General features: G+C 70.2%; 23 protein-coding genes. 12 read left to right on the top strand and 11 right to left on the bottom strand.

Going from position 1 to position 17465, the window contains the following annotated elements:
• Positions 1–10: 10 nt before the first annotated feature.
• The 5 genes from Msi02_RS13485 to Msi02_RS13465 all read left to right on the top strand — a co-directional run bounded on the left by Msi02_RS13485 (position 11) and on the right by Msi02_RS13465 (position 4797).
• Positions 11–1075, top strand: coding sequence for a cytochrome P450 (locus Msi02_RS13485; RefSeq protein WP_204048658.1), 1065 nt, complete (start codon positions 11–13; stop codon positions 1073–1075).
• Complete coding sequence (locus Msi02_RS13480) at positions 1072–1950, top strand: isocitrate lyase/PEP mutase family protein (protein WP_204048657.1); 879 nt, start codon at positions 1072–1074, stop codon at positions 1948–1950. Before Msi02_RS13485 ends, Msi02_RS13480 begins: the two co-directional genes overlap by 4 nt.
• Before the next feature lie 70 nt (positions 1951–2020).
• Complete coding sequence (locus Msi02_RS13475; RefSeq protein ID WP_239108378.1) at positions 2021–2971, top strand: quinone oxidoreductase family protein; 951 nt, start codon at positions 2021–2023, stop codon at positions 2969–2971.
• 280 nt (positions 2972–3251) lie between these two features.
• Positions 3252–4406, top strand: a complete 1155-nt coding sequence (locus Msi02_RS13470; RefSeq protein WP_239108377.1) for a L,D-transpeptidase — start codon at positions 3252–3254, stop codon at positions 4404–4406.
• 58 nt (positions 4407–4464) lie between these two features.
• Positions 4465–4797 carry an ArsR/SmtB family transcription factor gene (locus tag Msi02_RS13465; RefSeq protein WP_204048656.1) on the top strand — a complete coding sequence of 111 codons (333 nt, stop codon included), beginning with the start codon at positions 4465–4467 and terminating at the stop codon, positions 4795–4797.
• Between the two features lie 75 nt (positions 4798–4872).
• On the opposite strand, the gene Msi02_RS13460 is transcribed toward Msi02_RS13465, so the two are convergent.
• Positions 4873–5577, bottom strand: coding sequence for a Clp protease N-terminal domain-containing protein (locus Msi02_RS13460; RefSeq protein ID WP_204048655.1), 705 nt, complete (start codon positions 5575–5577; stop codon positions 4873–4875).
• 154 nt (positions 5578–5731) lie between these two features.
• Here Msi02_RS13460 and Msi02_RS13455 point away from each other — a divergent pair, with 154 nt between their 5' ends.
• Complete coding sequence (locus Msi02_RS13455) at positions 5732–6649, top strand: TIGR03620 family F420-dependent LLM class oxidoreductase (protein WP_204048654.1); 918 nt, start codon at positions 5732–5734, stop codon at positions 6647–6649.
• A gap of 15 nt (positions 6650–6664) precedes the next feature.
• On the opposite strand, the gene Msi02_RS13450 is transcribed toward Msi02_RS13455, so the two are convergent.
• Positions 6665–6844: a hypothetical protein gene (locus Msi02_RS13450; protein ID WP_204048653.1), complete on the bottom strand. Its 180-nt coding sequence runs from the start codon at positions 6842–6844 to the stop codon at positions 6665–6667.
• Between the two features lie 130 nt (positions 6845–6974).
• Entirely contained in the window at positions 6975–7133 is a 159-nt protein-coding gene (locus Msi02_RS13445) for a dihydrofolate reductase family protein (protein WP_204048652.1), read from the bottom strand.
• Between the two features lie 179 nt (positions 7134–7312).
• On the opposite strand from Msi02_RS13445, the gene Msi02_RS13440 reads away from it, so the two are divergent.
• The 3 genes from Msi02_RS13440 to Msi02_RS13430 are packed head-to-tail and all read left to right on the top strand — an operon-like array spanning position 7313 to position 8320.
• Positions 7313–7639, top strand: a complete 327-nt coding sequence (locus tag Msi02_RS13440; protein WP_079314029.1) for a PadR family transcriptional regulator — start codon at positions 7313–7315, stop codon at positions 7637–7639.
• Positions 7636–7992: a DUF1048 domain-containing protein gene (locus tag Msi02_RS13435; protein ID WP_204048651.1), complete on the top strand. Its 357-nt coding sequence runs from the start codon at positions 7636–7638 to the stop codon at positions 7990–7992. Before Msi02_RS13440 ends, Msi02_RS13435 begins: the two co-directional genes overlap by 4 nt.
• Before the next feature lies 1 nt (position 7993).
• A complete protein-coding gene (locus tag Msi02_RS13430) occupies positions 7994–8320 on the top strand; it encodes a DUF1048 domain-containing protein (RefSeq protein ID WP_204048650.1) in 327 nt (108 codons plus the stop codon).
• A gap of 76 nt (positions 8321–8396) precedes the next feature.
• On the opposite strand, the gene Msi02_RS13425 is transcribed toward Msi02_RS13430, so the two are convergent.
• On the bottom strand, positions 8397–9158 hold the full coding sequence (locus Msi02_RS13425; protein WP_204048649.1) for an SDR family oxidoreductase: 762 nt from the start codon (positions 9156–9158) through the stop codon (positions 8397–8399).
• A gap of 244 nt (positions 9159–9402) precedes the next feature.
• Here Msi02_RS13425 and Msi02_RS13420 point away from each other — a divergent pair, with 244 nt between their 5' ends.
• Entirely contained in the window at positions 9403–10302 is a 900-nt protein-coding gene (locus Msi02_RS13420) for a helix-turn-helix domain-containing protein (RefSeq protein WP_204048648.1), read from the top strand.
• Positions 10303–10426: 124 nt separating this feature from the next.
• Here the strand turns inward: Msi02_RS13420 and Msi02_RS13415 are convergent, their stop codons facing one another.
• Positions 10427–11017: a TetR/AcrR family transcriptional regulator gene (locus Msi02_RS13415; RefSeq protein WP_204048647.1), complete on the bottom strand. Its 591-nt coding sequence runs from the start codon at positions 11015–11017 to the stop codon at positions 10427–10429.
• 228 nt (positions 11018–11245) lie between these two features.
• Between Msi02_RS13415 and Msi02_RS13410 the strand changes: the two genes are divergently transcribed.
• Positions 11246–12184 carry an alpha/beta fold hydrolase gene (locus Msi02_RS13410; RefSeq protein ID WP_239108376.1) on the top strand — a complete coding sequence of 313 codons (939 nt, stop codon included), beginning with the start codon at positions 11246–11248 and terminating at the stop codon, positions 12182–12184.
• Here Msi02_RS13410 and Msi02_RS13405 read toward each other — a convergent pair.
• Positions 12165–12401 carry a hypothetical protein gene (locus Msi02_RS13405; RefSeq protein ID WP_204048645.1) on the bottom strand — a complete coding sequence of 79 codons (237 nt, stop codon included), beginning with the start codon at positions 12399–12401 and terminating at the stop codon, positions 12165–12167. The genes Msi02_RS13410 and Msi02_RS13405 overlap by 20 nt on opposite strands.
• On the bottom strand, positions 12398–13069 hold the full coding sequence (locus Msi02_RS13400) for a TetR/AcrR family transcriptional regulator (RefSeq protein WP_204048644.1): 672 nt from the start codon (positions 13067–13069) through the stop codon (positions 12398–12400). Before Msi02_RS13400 ends, Msi02_RS13405 begins: the two co-directional genes overlap by 4 nt.
• A 64-nt stretch (positions 13070–13133) precedes the next feature.
• Between Msi02_RS13400 and Msi02_RS13395 the strand changes: the two genes are divergently transcribed.
• On the top strand, positions 13134–14591 hold the full coding sequence (locus tag Msi02_RS13395) for an FAD-dependent monooxygenase (protein ID WP_239108375.1): 1458 nt from the start codon (positions 13134–13136) through the stop codon (positions 14589–14591).
• A 91-nt stretch (positions 14592–14682) separates the two neighbouring features.
• Here Msi02_RS13395 and Msi02_RS13390 read toward each other — a convergent pair whose 3' ends face one another.
• The 4 genes from Msi02_RS13390 to Msi02_RS13375 all read right to left on the bottom strand — a co-directional run bounded on the left by Msi02_RS13390 (position 14683) and on the right by Msi02_RS13375 (position 17410).
• Complete coding sequence (locus Msi02_RS13390; RefSeq protein ID WP_204048642.1) at positions 14683–15213, bottom strand: MarR family winged helix-turn-helix transcriptional regulator; 531 nt, start codon at positions 15211–15213, stop codon at positions 14683–14685.
• On the bottom strand, positions 15203–15934 hold the full coding sequence (locus Msi02_RS13385) for an SDR family NAD(P)-dependent oxidoreductase (protein WP_204048641.1): 732 nt from the start codon (positions 15932–15934) through the stop codon (positions 15203–15205). Before Msi02_RS13385 ends, Msi02_RS13390 begins: the two co-directional genes overlap by 11 nt.
• A gap of 76 nt (positions 15935–16010) precedes the next feature.
• A complete protein-coding gene (locus Msi02_RS13380) occupies positions 16011–16772 on the bottom strand; it encodes a phytanoyl-CoA dioxygenase family protein (RefSeq protein WP_204048640.1) in 762 nt (253 codons plus the stop codon).
• Between the two features lie 188 nt (positions 16773–16960).
• Positions 16961–17410 (bottom strand): carboxymuconolactone decarboxylase family protein, encoded by a 450-nt coding sequence (locus Msi02_RS13375; RefSeq protein ID WP_204048639.1) that lies wholly within the window; start codon positions 17408–17410, stop codon positions 16961–16963.
• Positions 17411–17465 lie beyond the last annotated feature (55 nt).

Here is a 17465-nt window from a genome sequence, read left to right as displayed (position 1 = left end):
CCGGCCACCGATGACAGCAGATCCGCCCGCCGGAGGGGACCGGCGGCTCACCCGGCACGCCGACGTGCGCGCCGTGCTCGCCGATCCCCGCTTCCTCGTCCCCGCCGCCCCCGCCGCGCCGCCGGGAACGGGGATGGCCTGGCTGCGGGGAGCGGTCAGCAGGTTCAGCAACGGGGACGAGCACGCCCGCCGCCGCGCGCGGGTTGTGGAGTCGCTCGATGCCCTCGACCCCGTACGGCTCCGCCGCGAGGCCTGCGAGCGGACGAGCGCCGAACTTGCGGGCGGGGCCCGCGTGGACGTGATGGCCAGGATCGCCCGCCGCGTCCCGATCGGCGTCCTCGCCACGCGCCTCGGCGTCCCGGAGGACCGGCGGGAGGAGGTGATCGCCGCGGTGACGACCATGGCCGCCGCCTACCACCTCCCGTCCGCTCCCGGTGAGGCGTCCGCGGGGGACGCGGCGGTGGGCGTGCTGGCGGCCGCGCTGGGCGAAGGCGGGGAGGAGCCCGGGCCCGGCCTTCTGGCCGCGGTGGCGGGGATGCTCGTGCAGACGTGCGACGCCACCGCGGGCCTGGTGGGCAACACCCTCGCCGCCGTGACCCGCCTGCCCGCCGGCGTGGCCGCACGGTGGCCGATCGAGGCGCTGCTCGCCGAGACCCTGCGGTGGGACCCGCCCGTACGGCTCACGCGCCGGGTGGCCGCCGAGGACGCGACGGCCGGGGGAGTTCCCGTGCCCGCGGGGACCTTTCTCGTGCTGGACCTGGCGGCGGCCAACCGGGACCCCGAGGTCTTCCCCGACCCACACCGCTTCGACCCTGCCCGCTTCGACCCTGCCCGCTTCGACCCTGCCGGTTTCCGGCAGGTCCGCGGCGAGGGCGGCGGGCACCTGGGGTTCGGCAGCGGGATCAGGCCCTGCCCGGGGGAGCGGGCCGCGCTCGCCCTGGCGGCGGGCGTCGTGGCGGCCGCTCTCGGGCACCGCCTCGCCGATCCCGAGATCCCGTACGAGCCGTCGCCTAACCTGCGCGTGCCCGCCGGCCTCCACCTGGAGGGCGCCGAGACCACGGAAGGACCCCGATGAGCACACACGCCGAGACGTCCCGTTCGCTGCACTCTGCCGATTTGGGTGCGCTGCACTCTGCCGATTTCCGTGCGCTGCACGATGCCGATTTCCGAGCGCTGCACTCCGCAAATTTCCGTGCGCTGCACTATGCCGAGAACCCCCTGGTGCTGCCCAACGCCTGGGACTACGCCTCGGCGGCCGTCCTGGCCGCCGCCGGGTTCGCCGCGATCGGGACCACGAGCCTCGGCGTCGCCGCGGCGGCGGGCAAACCCGACGCGACCGGCGACACCGCGGCGGAGACGCTGGCGCTGGCCCGGCGGCTGGCCGGGCTGCCGTGCCCGGTGTCGGTGGACATCGAGGGCGGCTTCGCGGACACGCCGGAGGGGGTGGCCGAGATCGCCGCCGAACTGGCCGCCCTCGGCGTGGCCGGGGTCAACATCGAGGACGGACGGCCGGACGGGACGCTGGCGGACCTCGCCGAGCGGTGCGAGACGATCGCGGCGGTCAAGTCGAAGGCGCCGGGACTGTTCGTCAACGCCCGCACCGACACCTACTGGCTGGGCGCCGGGGATCCGGGCACGACCATCGCCCGGCTGCGGGCCTTCGCCGAGGCCGGGGCCGACGGGGTGTTCGTCCCCGGGGTCGCCGCCGACGACGACGTGCGGGCGCTGGTGGACGCGGTCAATTTGCCGCTCAACGTGCTGTTCCTACCCGGCCGCCACACGGTCGCGGGTCTGGCCGCGCTCGGCGTCCGCCGGATCAGCACCGGGTCACTGCTGCTGCGAGCCGCCCTGCACGCGGTGACCGAGACCGCCCGGGCGGTCGCCGCAGGCGGGCAGATCCCCGCCGGCCTCCCGTCGTACGGGGACGTGCAGGCTCTCGCGGTGAGCTGAGCGCGCGCCGAGGCGCCGCCCGGCAGGCCGCGCGTGGCGTACGGCGGGGCGCCGGATACGATCACCGATCGTGCTGGCGATAGTGTGCGCGCGGATCGGCGGTCCCGAGGTGCTGGAGCCGGCCGAGGTGCCGGATCCGCGGCCCGGGGACGGCGAGGTGCTCGTCGAGGTCAGCGCCGCCGGCGTCAACTTCGCGGACACCAGCCGGATCGCGGGGTCCTACCGGCCGGCGCCCGAGCCGCCGTTCGTGCCCGGTACCGAGGTCGTCGGGTGGACGGCCGACGGCCGACGGTTGCTCGCCGCCGCCTTCGACGGCGGCGGCTTCGCCGAGCGTGCGGTCGTGCGCGTCGCGGACGCCGTCGAGGTGCCCGAAGGCGTCGCCGACGCGCAGGCGCTGGCGCTGCTCGTGCAGGGGCTGACCGCCTGGCACGTGCTGCACGGCAGCGCCCGGATGCGGCCGGGGGAGACCGTCGTCGTCAACGCCGCGGCGGGCGGGGTGGGTTCTCTCGCGGTGCAACTGGCCAAGCACGCCGGCGCCGCGCGCGTCATCGCCACCGCCTCCACGCCGTCCCGCCGTGACCTGGCCCGCTCGCTCGGCGCCGACGCGGCGGTGTCCTCCGATCCCGACGGCTACGCCGAGCGGATCCTGGCGGCCAACGACGGCGCCCCCGTGGACGTCGTCCTCGACTCGGTCGGCGGCAGGGTGTTCGCCGCCGCGCTCGGCGTCCTGGCGAACTTCGGCCGGCTGGTCACGTTCGGCAACGCCTCGCGCGAGCCGCGCCCGCCCGTCGACCCCGCCTGGCTCGCCGACCGCAACGCCGCCGTGGCCGGCTTCTGGCTCCGGCCCGCGCTCACCGTCCCCGGCGCGCTGACCGGACCGCTGCGGGAGATGTTCGCCCTCGTCGCCGGAGGCTCGCTCCGCCCCCTGACCGACGCGGCGTACCCGCTGCGCGAAGCGCGCCGCGCTTTCGAGGACCTCCTGGCCCGCCGCACCACCGGGAAGATCACGCTGCGCCCCTGAGACGCAAGCCCACCGAGGCCGCATGCGCGCGTGTGGGCCGCTCATGAGCGGAGACCCGGGGGCGCGCCTTACTCCCCGCTTGATCAGTCTTGACGCGCACCTTACCGTCTACAGAGACGAGTCCACCGGAGAAGCGACCGAAATGTGACCTAAGCACAGGAGAAAATGCCAACATAAGAGGCAACCCCGAATAAGGTCTTATGGTGCCCTTCGCGCTCATGGGGGAGTAGTTGTGCTGAGCACTGGAAGTCGTTCGAGGTGGCCGATCGCCGGAGTCGCCGTGGCGCTGACCGCGGCTCTGTCGGCATGCTCCGGCGGATCGGGCGCGCCAGGCTCGGCGGGCGGAGGCTCCGGGGACGCCGCGCCCGCCGCCCCGGCCCCCTCTATCAAGATCAGTCCTGCGGCGAACACCACCAAGGTGCGCCCCGACAAGACCGTGGTCGTCACGGCCGCCAACGGCGAGCTGCAGGAGGTCACCGTCCAGGCGGGCGGCGAGACGGTCGAGGGCGAGTTCGACTCCACCCGCACCAAGTGGACTTCCAAGCAGCCGCTCAAGCCCTCCACCAGATACACGGTGTCGGCCAAGGCCGCCGGCAAGGGCGGCCCGGCCACCGCGACCAGCCGGTTCACCACTCTCAAGCCCAAGGTCGGGCTGGAGGTCGTGGACGTCACCCCCGGCATCAAGGGGGAGACCGTCGGCATCGGCATGCCGATCATGGTGCGGTTCAACGCGCCGGTGCAGGACAAGGCCGCCGTGGAGCAGGCTCTCGAGGTGGACGCGGAGAAGCCGGTCAAGGGCGCCTGGCGGTGGATCGACGACAAGTACGTGATCTACCGGACGGCCAAGTACTGGCCCGCCCACCAGAAGGTGAAGTTCACCGCGCACCTCACCGGCGTGAAGGCCGGCCCCGACACGTACGGCGTCGAGGACCACGCCACGACCATCAAGATCGGCGCGGCCTGGATCAGCTCGGTCAGCACCAGGACCCACATGATGGTGGTCCGGCGCGACGGCAAGGTCGTGCAGACCATGAAGATCAGCGCAGGCAAGGCGACCACCCGCGAATACACCACCACCAGCGGCATCCACCTGACCATGGAACGCGGCAACCCGGTCACGATGATCTCCCCGGGCAAGAAGGAGGGCGACCCCGGGTACTACAAGGAGGTCGTCAACCACGCGGTGCGCATCTCCAACAGCGGCGAGTACGTCCACAGCGCGCCGTGGTCGGTCGGCTCCCAGGGCCGGGCCAACGTGAGCCACGGGTGCGTCAACGCCAGCCCCGCCCAGGCCAAGTGGTTCTACGACAACTTCCACCGGGGCGACATCGTCAAGATCGTCGGCACCAACCGGATCCTGGAGTGGAACAACGGCTGGGGCTTCTGGCAGATGCCGTTCAGCAAGTGGAAGCAGGGCAGCGCCCTGGAATCGTGATCCTCCACTCATATCGAGGATCCTCGAAAGGTCGGTGGGGGAGCGGTAGCCTGGGCCCATGGCGGAGACCGTGACCTCACCGGATCCCGGGCTGGTCGAGGCGTTGCGTGCGCTGTCGAACCCGATGCGGCTGCAGCTGCTGATGTGGCTGCGCGAGCCCGAGCGCCACTTCCCGCTGGAGGAAGCCATCGCCGACCCGGCCGAGGTCGGCGTGTGCGTGAGCCACATCCAGGCCAGGGCGGGGCTCGCGCAGTCGACGGTGTCGGCGTACATGGCCGAGTTGCAGCGAGCGGGCCTGGTGAAGGCCACGCGAGTGGGCAAGTGGACCCACTACAAGCGCGACGAGCAGCGCATCGCCCAGCTCGTCGCCACCTTGGGGAAGACGCTCTGACTCCGCGGGCAAGCGGAACGACCCCCGGGAGCAGGCGACCCTCGGCCCGGCCCGCCGCGGCGGCTGATCGTCTCGTTACTGCTTGTCGCGCGCGGCGGACCGTTCGGCGATCTCGGTCTTGACCGTCTCGTGCAGCTCGTCCGAGGTGAAGCCGAGGTTGCGCAGGATCTGCGCGGCCAGGCTCTCCTCGGCGCGGATCAGGCCCAGCAGCATGTGTTCCGTGCCGACCCAGTCGTGGCCGAGGTCGGCCGACGCGCGGGATGCCTGCTCGATGGCCTCCTTGCTCTCCGGCCGGAACGCGATGTGGCCCCGCAGCACCTTCTGCCCGGCCGGCGGCATCGCCTCCTCGATCGCGTCGCGGATGCGTTGCTCCGACTCGGTTTTCGCGATCAGCACCTCGTACGCCAGGCCCCGCGGTTCGCCGAGCAGGCCGAGCAGGATGTGTTCGGTGCCGATGAAGTCGTGCTTGTGCGTTCGGGCGGCCTCCTGCGCCAGCACGATGCTGTGCCGGTTCAGGTGGGTGAACCGCTCGAACGCGTTGGGTGCGTGGCGTTGCTGGGCGGCCTGTTTGGACACCCCGATGGCGTCGCCGATCTCGCTCCACGACGCGCCGGCCTGCCTGGCCTTGCGGACGTAGTGGTCGACGAGCTGGTCACCGAGGTCGGACAGGGTCTGGGCACGTAGTCGCGCCTCGCTGATGCGGGCCAGGTCGCCGGCGTCGGGGAGTTCCTCGTCGAGACGGGCGATCAGGTCGGCGAGGCCGATGTTGAGTGGGCTCATGCGTCAACCGTAGGTTGACGGCGGTCGGTCGTCAACCTGTAGTTGACGGCAGGCAGAGGCTGGGCGCCGTTCGCGCAGCGATCTCACGTTGCATGTCATATCGTGAATATGCGATATTTCGATGTGACAAGCGACGAGCACGAGGAGATCAGCCATGGGCGACCTCGACGGCCTGGACCTGGGCAGGTTCGGGATCTACACCTTCGACTTCGAGCACCAGTCCGCCGCGCGGATGCGCGAGTCGATACAGGAACTGGAGGACCGGGGATGGCCGGCGTTCTGGATCCCCGAACTGACGGGGCGTGAGGCGTTCACGCACGCCGGCTACCTGCTCTCCTGCACCCGGCGGATCACCGTCGTCAACGGCATCGCGCAGATCTGGTCGCGCGAGGCCCCGTGGGCGTACGGCGCCGCGCTGCTCCTGGCCGATGCCTACCCGGGGCGGCACGTGCTCGGCCTGGGATTCGGCGGCGTGCCGCGGCCGGGGATCACGCCGCTGGCGGCCATGGCCGGATACCTCGACGAGATGGACGGGCTGGAGACGTCCAACCCTCTGCCGCAGACGCCGATGCGCCGCATCCTGGCGGCGTACGGGCCCAAGATGCTCGAACTGGCCCGAGACCGCTCCGCCGGCGCCCTCACCTATCACGTCACCGTGGCACACACCGCGCGGGCGCGGGAGATCCTCGGGCCGGAGGCGTTCCTGGGCGTCGAGCACCCGGTGCTGTTCGAGTCGGACCCCGCCAGGGCCCGTGCGGCCGCACGCGAGCACCTCCACCCCTACCTGAACACGCCGTACAACATCGCGAAGTTCCGGCGGCTGGGCTACACGGACGAGGAGATCGCGGGCGGCGGCAGCGACCGTCTCATCGACGACCTGGTGTTCTGGGGCGACGTGGACACCGTCGTGGCCAAACTTCGTGCCCACCTCGACGCCGGCGCCGACCACGTCGCGATCCAGGTCATCGGGATCGAGCCGGGGCGGTCCGCGATGCCGTACTGGCGGATGCTCGGCGACGCCCTGCTGCCCCGTGACGTGTACCAGGGCGCCGGCGTCCGATCCACGGCATGAGAAGAGGCCGCGGTCCTACTGGACGCCCCACTTCATGAGGACGAAGGCGCCCACGATCTTCAGCGCGACGAGCGCGATGATCACACAGAACACGATCAGCGCGGGGCGGTGCTCGAAGTGCTTGCCCTCCTTCAGCGGAGGGCGCTTGGCGACGCGCTCGGCGATGCGCTCTTCGAGGGGTTTGCGGTGGAACATGAACGCACACTACTGCCCGCGTCGCTCGGCCCCTCTGACGACCTCGGCCTGACCTCGGCCGCCAGGCCCCTCGCCTCCCCGCAGGCGCCCGCCCCGGGCACCACCGTGACTGTGTGTCGCTTGCTGGGTCTCACTTGTCGGCTGGCGCGTACACCAGCTCGAGGATTCCCGACGGGAATGCCGTGCTTTTCACCAAACGCAGCTTCACAGCCTGATCCAGCTCGGGGAACAGCGGCGCACCCTTGCCGGTGACGGCGGGCAGCACCCACAGCCGGTACTCGTCGACCACGCCGAGAGCCGCGTTTCCGAGGTGACCTGCGTGGCCAAGGTCTGGCCGCCCGGCAGTCCCCGCCCGAGCGGGCAGGCCAACGTCGCGGGCCGATGATCGCTTCCGTGATCCACTACTCTGTGATACTTTGTAGTGGTACTCGGTACTACAAAGTACCAGGAGACCGAAGAGGACCCACGATGGACGACCTGACGGAGATGCTGAAGGGCACGCTTGAAGGCTGCGTGCTTGAAATCATCAGCGGAGAGGAGACCTACGGGTACGCCATCACGCGCCGGCTGAACGAACTCGGCTTCGCCGACGTCGTCGAGGGGACGGTTTACACCATTCTGCTGCGACTGGAGAAGAACGGGCTCGTCCAGGCGACGAAACGACCGTCCGAGCTGGGCCCGCCGCGCAAGTTCTATGCGCTCACCGATGCGGGGCGCGAAGAACTCGCAACGTTCTGGGCCAAGTGGGAGTACATCACATCACGGATCGACAAGCTCAAGGAGGGCGGGAGATGAACTTCTGGGAGACCGTGACAGGCAGCGATCTCACCAGGGAATGGAAGGCGTTTGAAGCCCGGGCCGAGGCATTGCCGGCTGACTACCGGGCGGCGTGGGAAGAGATCAAGGGTCGTCTTTTTCCCTACTCGGACTTCACAGGTCGAAACCTGATGCCGATTCTCGACAACGCTCTGGGATTGCTCGAAGAGACGGCATCCGATGGGCAGAGCGTTCGCGAGGTGCTGGGTGACGACATCGCGGGCTTCTGTGCGGCGCTGGCCGGTGGAGAAGGGGCTCGGAGCTATCGCGACCGGTGGCGCGAGCAGTTGAACAGGAACGTCGCGAAGAAATTGGGCCGGTTAGGAGGCTGACGTGGGCATCCGCGACATCATCGAGGGCAAGAAGCAGTGGCGGGCGCACATGGCGCGGGTCAAGGCGCTTCCGCCGGATTATCAGATCGTCTACAAGGAGATTCAGAGGTACATCTTCAAGGTTGGACCGATCGATCTGCTTGACGGGCCTCTGCTCTCAGGGATCGTCGATTTCTTCGAGGAGGGCGTCGCGGCCGACAAAGGAGTCTTGGAACTCCTCGGCAACGATGTCGCCGCCTTCTGTGACAATCTGATGAAGGACTCGCGCACCTTCGCGGACGTCTATCAGGAGTCCATCAGCGGGAAACCCGGCACCGCCGAGAAGTAACATCCCCGACCGGCGCCGGGGGCCCGCCCTCGGCCGCATTGAGGCCGTGTCTCGGCGCCCCGCGCGGTTGTCGTGCCTACTGACGGCTCGGAAGCATCGCGAGCGCCTGCGACCGCTGGGCGACCAGATCGGCGTAGGTGCCGTCGCGCTCGGCCCACCGGTGCATCAGCACGCCCTTGACGAGGAGCTCGTGCGGAGTGGGGTTGGTCTGGAGCAGGTCCATCACCTCGGTGGCGAACTCGGCCAGGTCGAGCGCACGGGGGTTGAGCTGAGCCTGCTCCGGCGTGGTGGCGACAGCCGGGGGGACGAGTTCGGACACCTCGATGCCTGTGCCGTCCAGTTGCGCGCGCAACGCCTCGGAGTAGGCGTGCACGCCGGCCTTCGAGGCTGCGTAGGTCGGCATGGGCGGGAACGGCAGGAACCCGATGCCGGAGGTGACCGTGATGATGGTGCCGGCGCCGCGCCCGACCAGGTGCGGGGTGAACGCGTCGATGACGCGGATGGTGCCAAGGAGGTTGGTGTCGATCGTTTGCTGTGCGACACCGAAGTGAGCGGGATCGCGCAGATCCTCAGGAACCATGATCCCCGACATCGTCACGATCGTGTCGAGACCCGGGTGGCTGCGGAGGATCGTGTCGCGGGCACGGCCGACGCTGTCCTGGTCGGTCACGTCGATGGGAACGGTGCCGAACCCCTCAGCGGCGAGTCGGTCGAGCAGGTCGGCTCGCCGGCCGCCGACGACGACAGAGCTGCCGGCCGCGGCGAAGCGGCGGGCGAGCTCGAGACCGATTCCCGAGGTGGCGCCGGCGATGAAGACGGTGCGGTTGGTGATGTCCATTGATTGCTCCTGCTCAGGGCGCGCCGGTCAGCGACACGCCAGTGGTTCCGTCGGCCGCGTCACGCGGACGGAAAACCGGCCGTTGCCGCCCGCCTGAACGCACGTCGCGATCGGGGCCGCGTACGCCGGTACCGCGGCGGCACCTTCAGTGTTGAGCCGTTCTCCGGCTGGAGGCAGTGCCCCCGTCTTCCGGGGTCCTGTCAGGGCCCCCTTGGCCGGGAGAGCCCGAAATACGATGGCGGATATGAGCGACGACGAACGCGCCAACCTGCTCGGCAGTTACCTCCGGGCCCGGCGCGCCCTGGTCACCCCGGAGCAGGTCGGGCTCGCGCCGGGTACGAACCGGCGCGTTCCGGGGCTTCGCCGTGAAGAGGTCGCCATGCTCGCGGGCATAAGCGCCGACTACTACCTGCGGCTGGAACGCGGCCGCGACAAGAATCCCTCATCGCAGGTCCTCGAATCGCTCGCGCGGGTCCTGCACCTCGACGAGCTCGAACAGGAATACCTTCTCGGCCTGGCCGCCGCGCGCCCCAGGCCTCAGCGGCGTAGGAAGCCCGAACGTGTCCCCGCACGGTTGCACCAGCTCCTGGCGAGCGTGCAGGTTCCCGCCTTCGTGGAGGGGCGCGCGTTCGACGTGCTCGCGTCCAACCGGCTCGCGGTCGCGTTGTCGCCGCGCCTCCAGCCCGGGTACAACCGTCTGCGGTCGCTGCTGCTCGATCCCGAGGAACAGGCGTTCCAGCAGCACTGGACGCGCTCCGCGGAAGGATTCGTCGCCGCCTTCAGGAAGTCCGTCGGGGACGACATCGACAACCCGCGGTTCGTGGAACTGGTGGGCGAGCTTTCCCTGGCGAGCGAGCGCTTCCGAACCCTCTGGGCGCGCCACGACATCCGCAACCTCGAGGGCGGCACCACTACCGTGAACCATCCCGTCGTCGGGGAGCTGCGCCTGCACCGAGACAAGCTCCCTGTGGACGACCTCCTCCTGGTCCTCTACTACGCCGATCAGGGTAGCGAGAGCGACGAGAAACTACGCCTCCTCGCCTCCATGGCCGGGACAACACCCACCGGGACGGGCGTCGGATCACAAACGGCTGAGCCGAACGGCCGTCTCGACACCCACGGTGACCTGACCGCCGGGCATTAGCGTGTTCCTTGATGTCGAGCCTGATCACGTTCGATCGGCATGGGACCCTCCAGGAAGGCGACAGGCTCGGGCAGCTGGTCCCGTACTTCGCGGGTGGTTGGTCCGGCTGATGTTGCCCTGGGTGCTATTCGCGCGTGCGCAACGCCTGTGAGAGCGCGTCGACGGTTACGCCCACAATGGCCAGGAGCTGCGCCGGGCTCGCCCCAGCTCTGCTCATGATGGCAAGAGACTGGTTCACGGCCGCCACGTGTTCAGCGAAGGCCTCGGCGTCCTGGTCGGTCAATCGGCCTGCCTTCAGTGCGGCGCGTAGACGCAAGCGCTGGAAGCCCAACGCCTCCTTCGCGTGTGCCGCGACGCTCGGGCTCAGCACCGGGATTGCCATGGCCGACTGGGCGACCAGGCATCCATCCGGCAGTTCGGGATCGGCGATGCGTTCGAGGGTGACGTCGAAGAACGCACGAACGGCTGTAAGGAGATCGGAGGCCGCACACGACAGGGCGGCGTCGTACTTTTCGCCGTAGCGCGCGGCATAGCGATCCAAGCAGCGTAGGAAGAGCGTGTCCTTGTCGCCGAGCGAGGAGTAGATGGAGCTGCGGTTGAGGCCGGTTGCCCGGGACAGATCGTCCACTGACGTGTCGGCGTAGCCGGCGCGCCAAAACTGGATCATCGCGGCGTCAAGTGCCGTCTCCATGTCGAATTGCTTCTTGCCTGCCACGTGGCGCTTCCTTGCCGGTGTGTCGATGTCTCGGGCTGCGCTGCACACCATCCTATCTTGAACCAATCAGTTCAAGATGTGCTAGCGTCCAAGCATGGTCATGGCCGGGCCGTCGGGACCCGGATTTCGAGCACCACGCTGGCCGCTCTGGTCATCTGTACCGCGCTCGTGGGCCTAACCCTCGTGCGAAGCATCGAACCAGCACACCTAACACCGATGGAGGATCCCGTGACTGACCCGGCGACCAGCGCTTGGCATGTCTGCGAAAGTAACCCTGTCCGCGACCTGCCCCTGCACGACCTGGCGGGATTCACTCACCGCTGGGTCGACGCGGACGGCGTCCGCCTTCATGCCGTCGAAGGCGGCCAGCCGGCCGGCCCGGCTGTCGTCCTGCTCGCCGGATTCCCGCAAACCTGGTGGGCTTGGCGGAAGGTGATGCCCAGCCTCGCCGGCCGTTTCCACGTCATCGCGATCGACCTGCCGGGTCAGGGCCACTCCGAGCGTCCGGAGCGCAGCTACGATACGCACACGGTCGCCGCGCACGTCCACGCCGCCGTGAAGGCTCTCGGAGTGCCGACTTACTGGCTGGTCGCCCACGACATCGGCGCCTGGGTCGCTTTCTCCCTCGCACTCGAATTCGAGAGCCAACTGCGCGGCGTCGCTCTGCTCGACGCCGGAATTCCCGGCATCACCCTCCCCGAAGCGATTCCCACCGACCCGGATCGGGCGTGGAAGACCTGGCATTTCGCGTTCCACCTTGTGCCCGACCTGCCCGAGACGCTGCTTGCCGGCCGCGAACGGGACTACGTCGGCTGGTTCCTGAAAATGAAGGCCCTCTCTCCCGACACGTTCGACGACACCGAGATCGACCACTACGCAGCGGCCGTCGCCGTCGACGGTGGCCTCCGCGCTTCCCTCGCCTACTACCGAGACGCCGCCGAGTCGGCGCGCAAGAACCACGAGGCGCTCAAGCGGCAGCACCTGACTGTGCCCATCCTCGGAATCTCCAGCAGCCATGGCTCCATCCCGGACATGGCGGCCTCCATCAGCCCATGGGCCGACGATGTCACCGGAGTCGTCGTGCCCGACGCTGGACACTTCATCCCCGATGAGCAGCCCGAAGCCGTCGCTGCCGCTATAGCCGATTTCATCCTCGACGGCGACTGACACCGGTCGAACCTGCCCGACTGCGCACCGCGGCCAGTTCGTTCTGGACGAACATCGCGGTCATCGCGTTGAGGAGGCCGAACGCCTCCCGCTTGCGCGAGACGGGCGCCGGATGGCCGGCGAGGATCTCCGGGAAGCGCTCCAGTAGGTCCACCGCGTGCGGGCCGAGAGCCGGTCGCGTGACGACCATGGCCGGAAGCCAATCGAGCGGCGTCACTCACCGGCCAGTCCTTTGATGATCAGGTTCAGGCCGTGGGCGAAGTGGCCGACGAAGTCGGTGCTGGTCAGCGTGGCCTCGGCGGCTGCCAGGTTGGGGTAGGTACCCGGGTCGAGGGCCGCGTGCAGCAGGGCCAGCGTGGCGGGCAACTCGGACTCGGCGAGAGCCTGGGCGGCCTGTTCCTCCAGCGTGTGGCCGACGATGAAGTGGACGATGGTGAGTGCCGTACGGGTGGCCGCCTCAGGACTCAGGCATGTCTCACGCAGCACGCCCACGAGGGTGTCGGTATAGCTCAGCGTGTTGGGGCCGACGGAGTGGGTGCCCGCGTAGACACGTGCGCCGTCGCGGTGACGCAGCAACGCCATACGCAGCCGCCCGGCCAGTTCGGTGATCTGTTCGCGCCAGGTGAGCCCGTCGGGCAGCGGGCCGGCGCAGCCCGCGAGCATCTCCTCGGCCATGGCGGCGAGCAGCGTCTGCTTGGTGGCGAAGTGCCGGTAGAGCGTGCCCACCTGGACGTCGAGGGCCGCGGCCAGGCGGCGCATGGTCAGCGAGTCGAGCCCGTCCTCGTCCACCAGGCGCAGGGCGGTGGCGACCGCCTCCGGCACGGCCAACTTGCGGGGGCGGCCCCGGGAGCGCTGGGCGGACGGGGAGGTTGACGTGGGTCCCATGCCTAGTGATATTAATGACCTCGATTTTATGAACGATGTTCATTTAATGGGAGGGACGCAAACCGTGCACACCGACGTGATCGTGGTGGGAGCCGGCCCCACCGGGCTGCTGCTGGCCGCGGAGCTGGCCCTGGCGGGCGTGGGGGTCCGCGTACTCGAACGAAACGACGCGCCCACCAGCCAGTCGCGGGCGCTCACGCTGCATCCGCGCAGCATCGAGGTGATGGACCTGCGCGGCATCGCCGACCGTTTCCTGGCCCGCGGTCACACCCTGCCCGGGTGGCACTTCGCGGGTCTGAAGACCCGCCTCGACTTCACCGCCCTGGACACCCGGCACGGCTACACCCTGTTCCTGGAGCAGGCCCGTACCGAGGAACTACTCGACGCCCGCGCCCGCGAGCTGGGCGCCGAGATCGTCCGCGGCTGTCAGGTCACCGCCGTGCGGCAGGAGCCGGACAGCGTCGTCGTCGAAACAGCGCGGGGAGAGGCGCTACGCGCCTCGTACGTCGTGGGCTGCGACGGTGGACGCAGTATCGTCCGGCAGGCGGCGGGCATCCCCTTCGACGGCACCGACGAGACGCTGTCCGGTATGCTCGGCGACTTCGCCGTCACCGGTCCGGACGCCGCGCGCTCGGCCGAGGCCCACGGCGTGCTGGCCGTGCCGCTGGAGGGCGGGCTGACCCGGTTCGTGGTCGTCGATCCCGAACGCATGCGGGTGCCGTCTGACCAGCCCCTGACGTACGAGGAGTTCCGGCAGGCTCTGACGAACGTCGCCGGCACGGACTTCGACGTCGCCGAGCCGCACTGGTTGTCGCGGTTCGGCAACGCGACCCGCCTGGCCGGGCGGTACCGGCAGGGCCGGCTCCTGGTGGCGGGTGACGCGGCCCACATCCACTTCCCGGCGGCGGGGCAGGGCCTCAACACCGGTCTGCAGGACGCCATGAACCTGGGCTGGAAGCTCGCCGCCCAGGTCAAAGGCTGGGCCCCGGAAGGGCTGTTGGACTCCTACGACGCCGAGCGCCGGCCGGTCGGCGCGGCCGTCACCGCCAACACCGAGGTGCAGACGCTGCTGATGGAACTGACGCTGGTGCCGCAGTACCACCGGCCGGTCATGGCGCTGCGCGGCATGCTCGACGGCCTCCTGCGCATCGGGGAGGTCAACCGCAACCTGGCCGCGTCGGTCTCGGCGATCGGCACCCACTACGGCGACGGCTCCCCGGCCGGGGCTCGGCTACCCGACCTGGCGATCAGCGTCGCGGAGCGGCCCGGGGTCGAGCGCCTGTACCAATTGCTGCACGACGGGCGGTTCCTGCTCGTCCGTACGGGGAAGCAGGCCGGCGCGTCCGGCCGGGAGGACCGCGTGGAGACGGTCACCGCCACGGCCTGGCAGCCCTCGCCCGACCTGGAGGAGGCCGAGGCGCTACTCGTCCGGCCGGACGGGCACCTCGCCTGGGCAGGGCCGATCGAGGCCGAGCAGCAGGCGCTGCTGGACTGGACTGGAGCGGCGGCGGTAGCGCCGTGACGACGCTCCACCGGCTCGGCGGCCGCCGGCTGTATCGCCGCTACAGCACCCGGCGCTGTCGGCTGCCCGACGTGGAAGGAGACGTGACGGGTCAGTCCCCGACCTGCCCGGTCAGGCTCGGGCCGCCGAGTCCGGCGAGCAGTTCGCGCAGCAGGCCGGCGAGCTGCTCGCGGCGTTCGGGCGACAGATGGCCGACCAGGCGGTCCTCGGCCACGAGCAGGTCGGCGACGACGCGGTCGAGCAGGGCGTTGCCCGCGTCGGTGAGGGCGACCGCGCGCGCGTGGTAGCCCGACCCGGCGGTGGTCCGTTCGACCAGCCCGGCCCTGGCCGCCCGCTCCACGCGCTGGGTGATCGCGCCGCGCGTCACCATGCACGCCTCGGCCAGCTCGCCCGGGCTCATCCGGTAGGGCGGGCCGGAGCGCCGCAGCGTGGACAGCAGATCCAGGGTCGCGACGTCCACGCCCAGGTCCGCGAGGAGACGGCGGCGCTCGTCACCGAAGAACTTGGCGGCCCACCAGATCCGGGTGATGACCCCGATCGACTCCACCGGGACGCCCGGCAGCTCCCGCCGCCAGGCGTCCTGGATGGCGTCCGCGCCGTCGCGTGGCGGCTCAGCGGCCACGCTCGGCCCCGCCGTTCACCTGGATGATCTGCGCGGTGACGTGCCCGCCGCCGGGGGAGGCGAGCCAGTGCACGGTCTCGGCGATGTCCTGCGGCGTCCCGGCCCGGCCGGTGTGGGTCTGCCCGACGAGCATCGTGCGGCGTTCGTCGTCCATGGTGTCGCGGAAGAACTCGGTGTCCTCGATGAACCCCGGGGCGACCACGTTCACCGTGATGCCGCGCGGCCCGAGGGCGGAGGCGAGGTCGAACGCGTACGGGTGCAGAGCCGCCTTCATCGGGCCGTACGAGGTGCCGCCCGACCCGCGGAAGGCCGCGATCGAGCTGATGAACACGACTCGCCCGTGCGGGTTCAGCAGATCGCGGAACGCCTCGGTCGGCAGCACCGCCGTCAGCACGTTGGCCCGGAAGTTTCCGGTCCACCGCTCCGCGACGCCGTCGGAGCCGCCGGAGCCGCCGTGCCTCTCGATGTTGCCGCCCGCGTTGTTGACCAGCACGTCGATCGTGCCGAAGCGCCCGGCCAGGTCGGCGCGCACCCGCTCGACCTCCGCGGGCTCGCTCAGGTCGGCCACCAGTGCGGTGCCGCCGATCTCCTTCGCCGTCCTCTCCAGGACGTCGGCGCGGCGGCCGATGATCGCCACCCGGTCCCCGTCGGCGGCGAAGCGCGCCGCCACGGCCTTGCCGATGCCGGTGCCGCCGCCGCTGACCACTATCGTGCGCGTCATTGCGATCCCCTCTCTGAGTTTAGGCCTAAACTCAGCCTAGCTCACCGGAGGTATCGGATCGCGACGGTGCGGCCGGTCAGCCGCCGAGCCCGAGCCGTACGGCCCGGGCGAGGGGGGTGGCGTCGCCGGGGGCCAGCGCCTCGGTCAGGAAGAGCGGGATCTGGGACATGAAGCGAGGCCGGGCGCCGTGGTGGGGCTGCGCGGCGTGGACGAGGTGCGGGTGGCACAGGTAGACGTCGCCGGGCAGTCCCGTGGCCCGGGTCTCGGGCCGGTGCGCGGTCGCCTCGTCCAGCACCGGGCCCGAGGCGAAGAACTCCAGCCCCTGCTCGCCGTACGGTTCCAGGACGCGGACGGTGTCGAGGTGTGAGCCGATCCTGATGCGGGTCGGCGCGTCGTCGGGGCCGACCTCCGACAGCAGCACCAGCACGAGCATTGTGCGGGACCTGAGGGTGACGGTCCCCCAGGCGCCGTCGGGTCCGGGGTCGTTCTGGTCGATGTGCCAGCCGGTGTCCCCGGCGTCGGAGGGGTGGGGGAAGCGGACAGGCGTGTTGCCGATGGTGCCGCGCGGCACCCATCCGCCCTTGCCCGCGACGAGGTCCAGCGCCTCGGTCAGGCGCGGGCCGCGCATCGCCTCCCCGAACGGGCCCCGCCCCGCCGGGTCGGGGGCGGCCCACACCACCGGCTGCGTCCAGTCGTCCGGCCGGTCGGGGGACAGCCCGATCTGCCGCCACAGCAGATCCCTGATCCGGTCCCCGGTCTCGCGCGGGAACGCCTCCTCCACCTTGAGGAAGCCCTCGGTGACGAACCGGTCGAGGTCGGCGTCGGTGAAAACAGCCATGGCCGGACGCTAACGACCTCCCGCACGGGTGTCGATCGATTTAATCCCGGCACAGCCGGCCCGTGATCTCGGCAAGGGCCGGAACGCCGAGACCTGGAAGGCGAGCCGCCGGCGAGGATCCGGCAGGACGCCGCCCCAGGGCATGTGAGGGCCGGGGCGTCATCCCGGCGGATGACGCCCCGCCCGGTTCACCAGGTCTTGCCGGCCTGCTCCCGGATAGTACGGTTGATCCGGTTGAAGAAGTTGGTCATCGCGATGTTCAGGATGATCGCGGACAGCTGCTTGTCGTCGAAGTGGGCGGCGGCGGCGTCCCAGATCTCGTCGGTCACTCCCGGCGCGCCGTCCTGGATCCGGGTGGCGGCCTCGGTCAGCGCGAGCGCCGCCCGCTCCGCCTCGGTGAAGAACGGCGTCTCGCGCCACGTCACCACGTTGTGCAGCCGCTCGTCGGTCTCTCCGCGCTTCTTCGCCGACGCGACCCCGGCGAAGACGCACGGGCTGCAGCCATTGATCTGGCTGGCGCGCAGGTGGACCAGCTCGAGGACGCGCGGGTCGGCGCCACCGGAGTGAATCGCCTTGTAGAGGTGCTGGATCGCCGTGGTCACGTCGGGGTTCGCCGGGCTCTTCATACGTGCTTCCATCTGTACTGCTCCTTCATCGGTTACCTCGGCCCGTCCGGGCCCGTCATCCCCATGA

Source organism: Microbispora siamensis (genome assembly GCF_016863095.1).
Taxonomy (GTDB): domain Bacteria; phylum Actinomycetota; class Actinomycetes; order Streptosporangiales; family Streptosporangiaceae; genus Microbispora; species Microbispora siamensis.
Note: the sequence above shows the minus strand (reverse complement) of the source record. Positions and strands in the feature narration are given on the sequence as shown.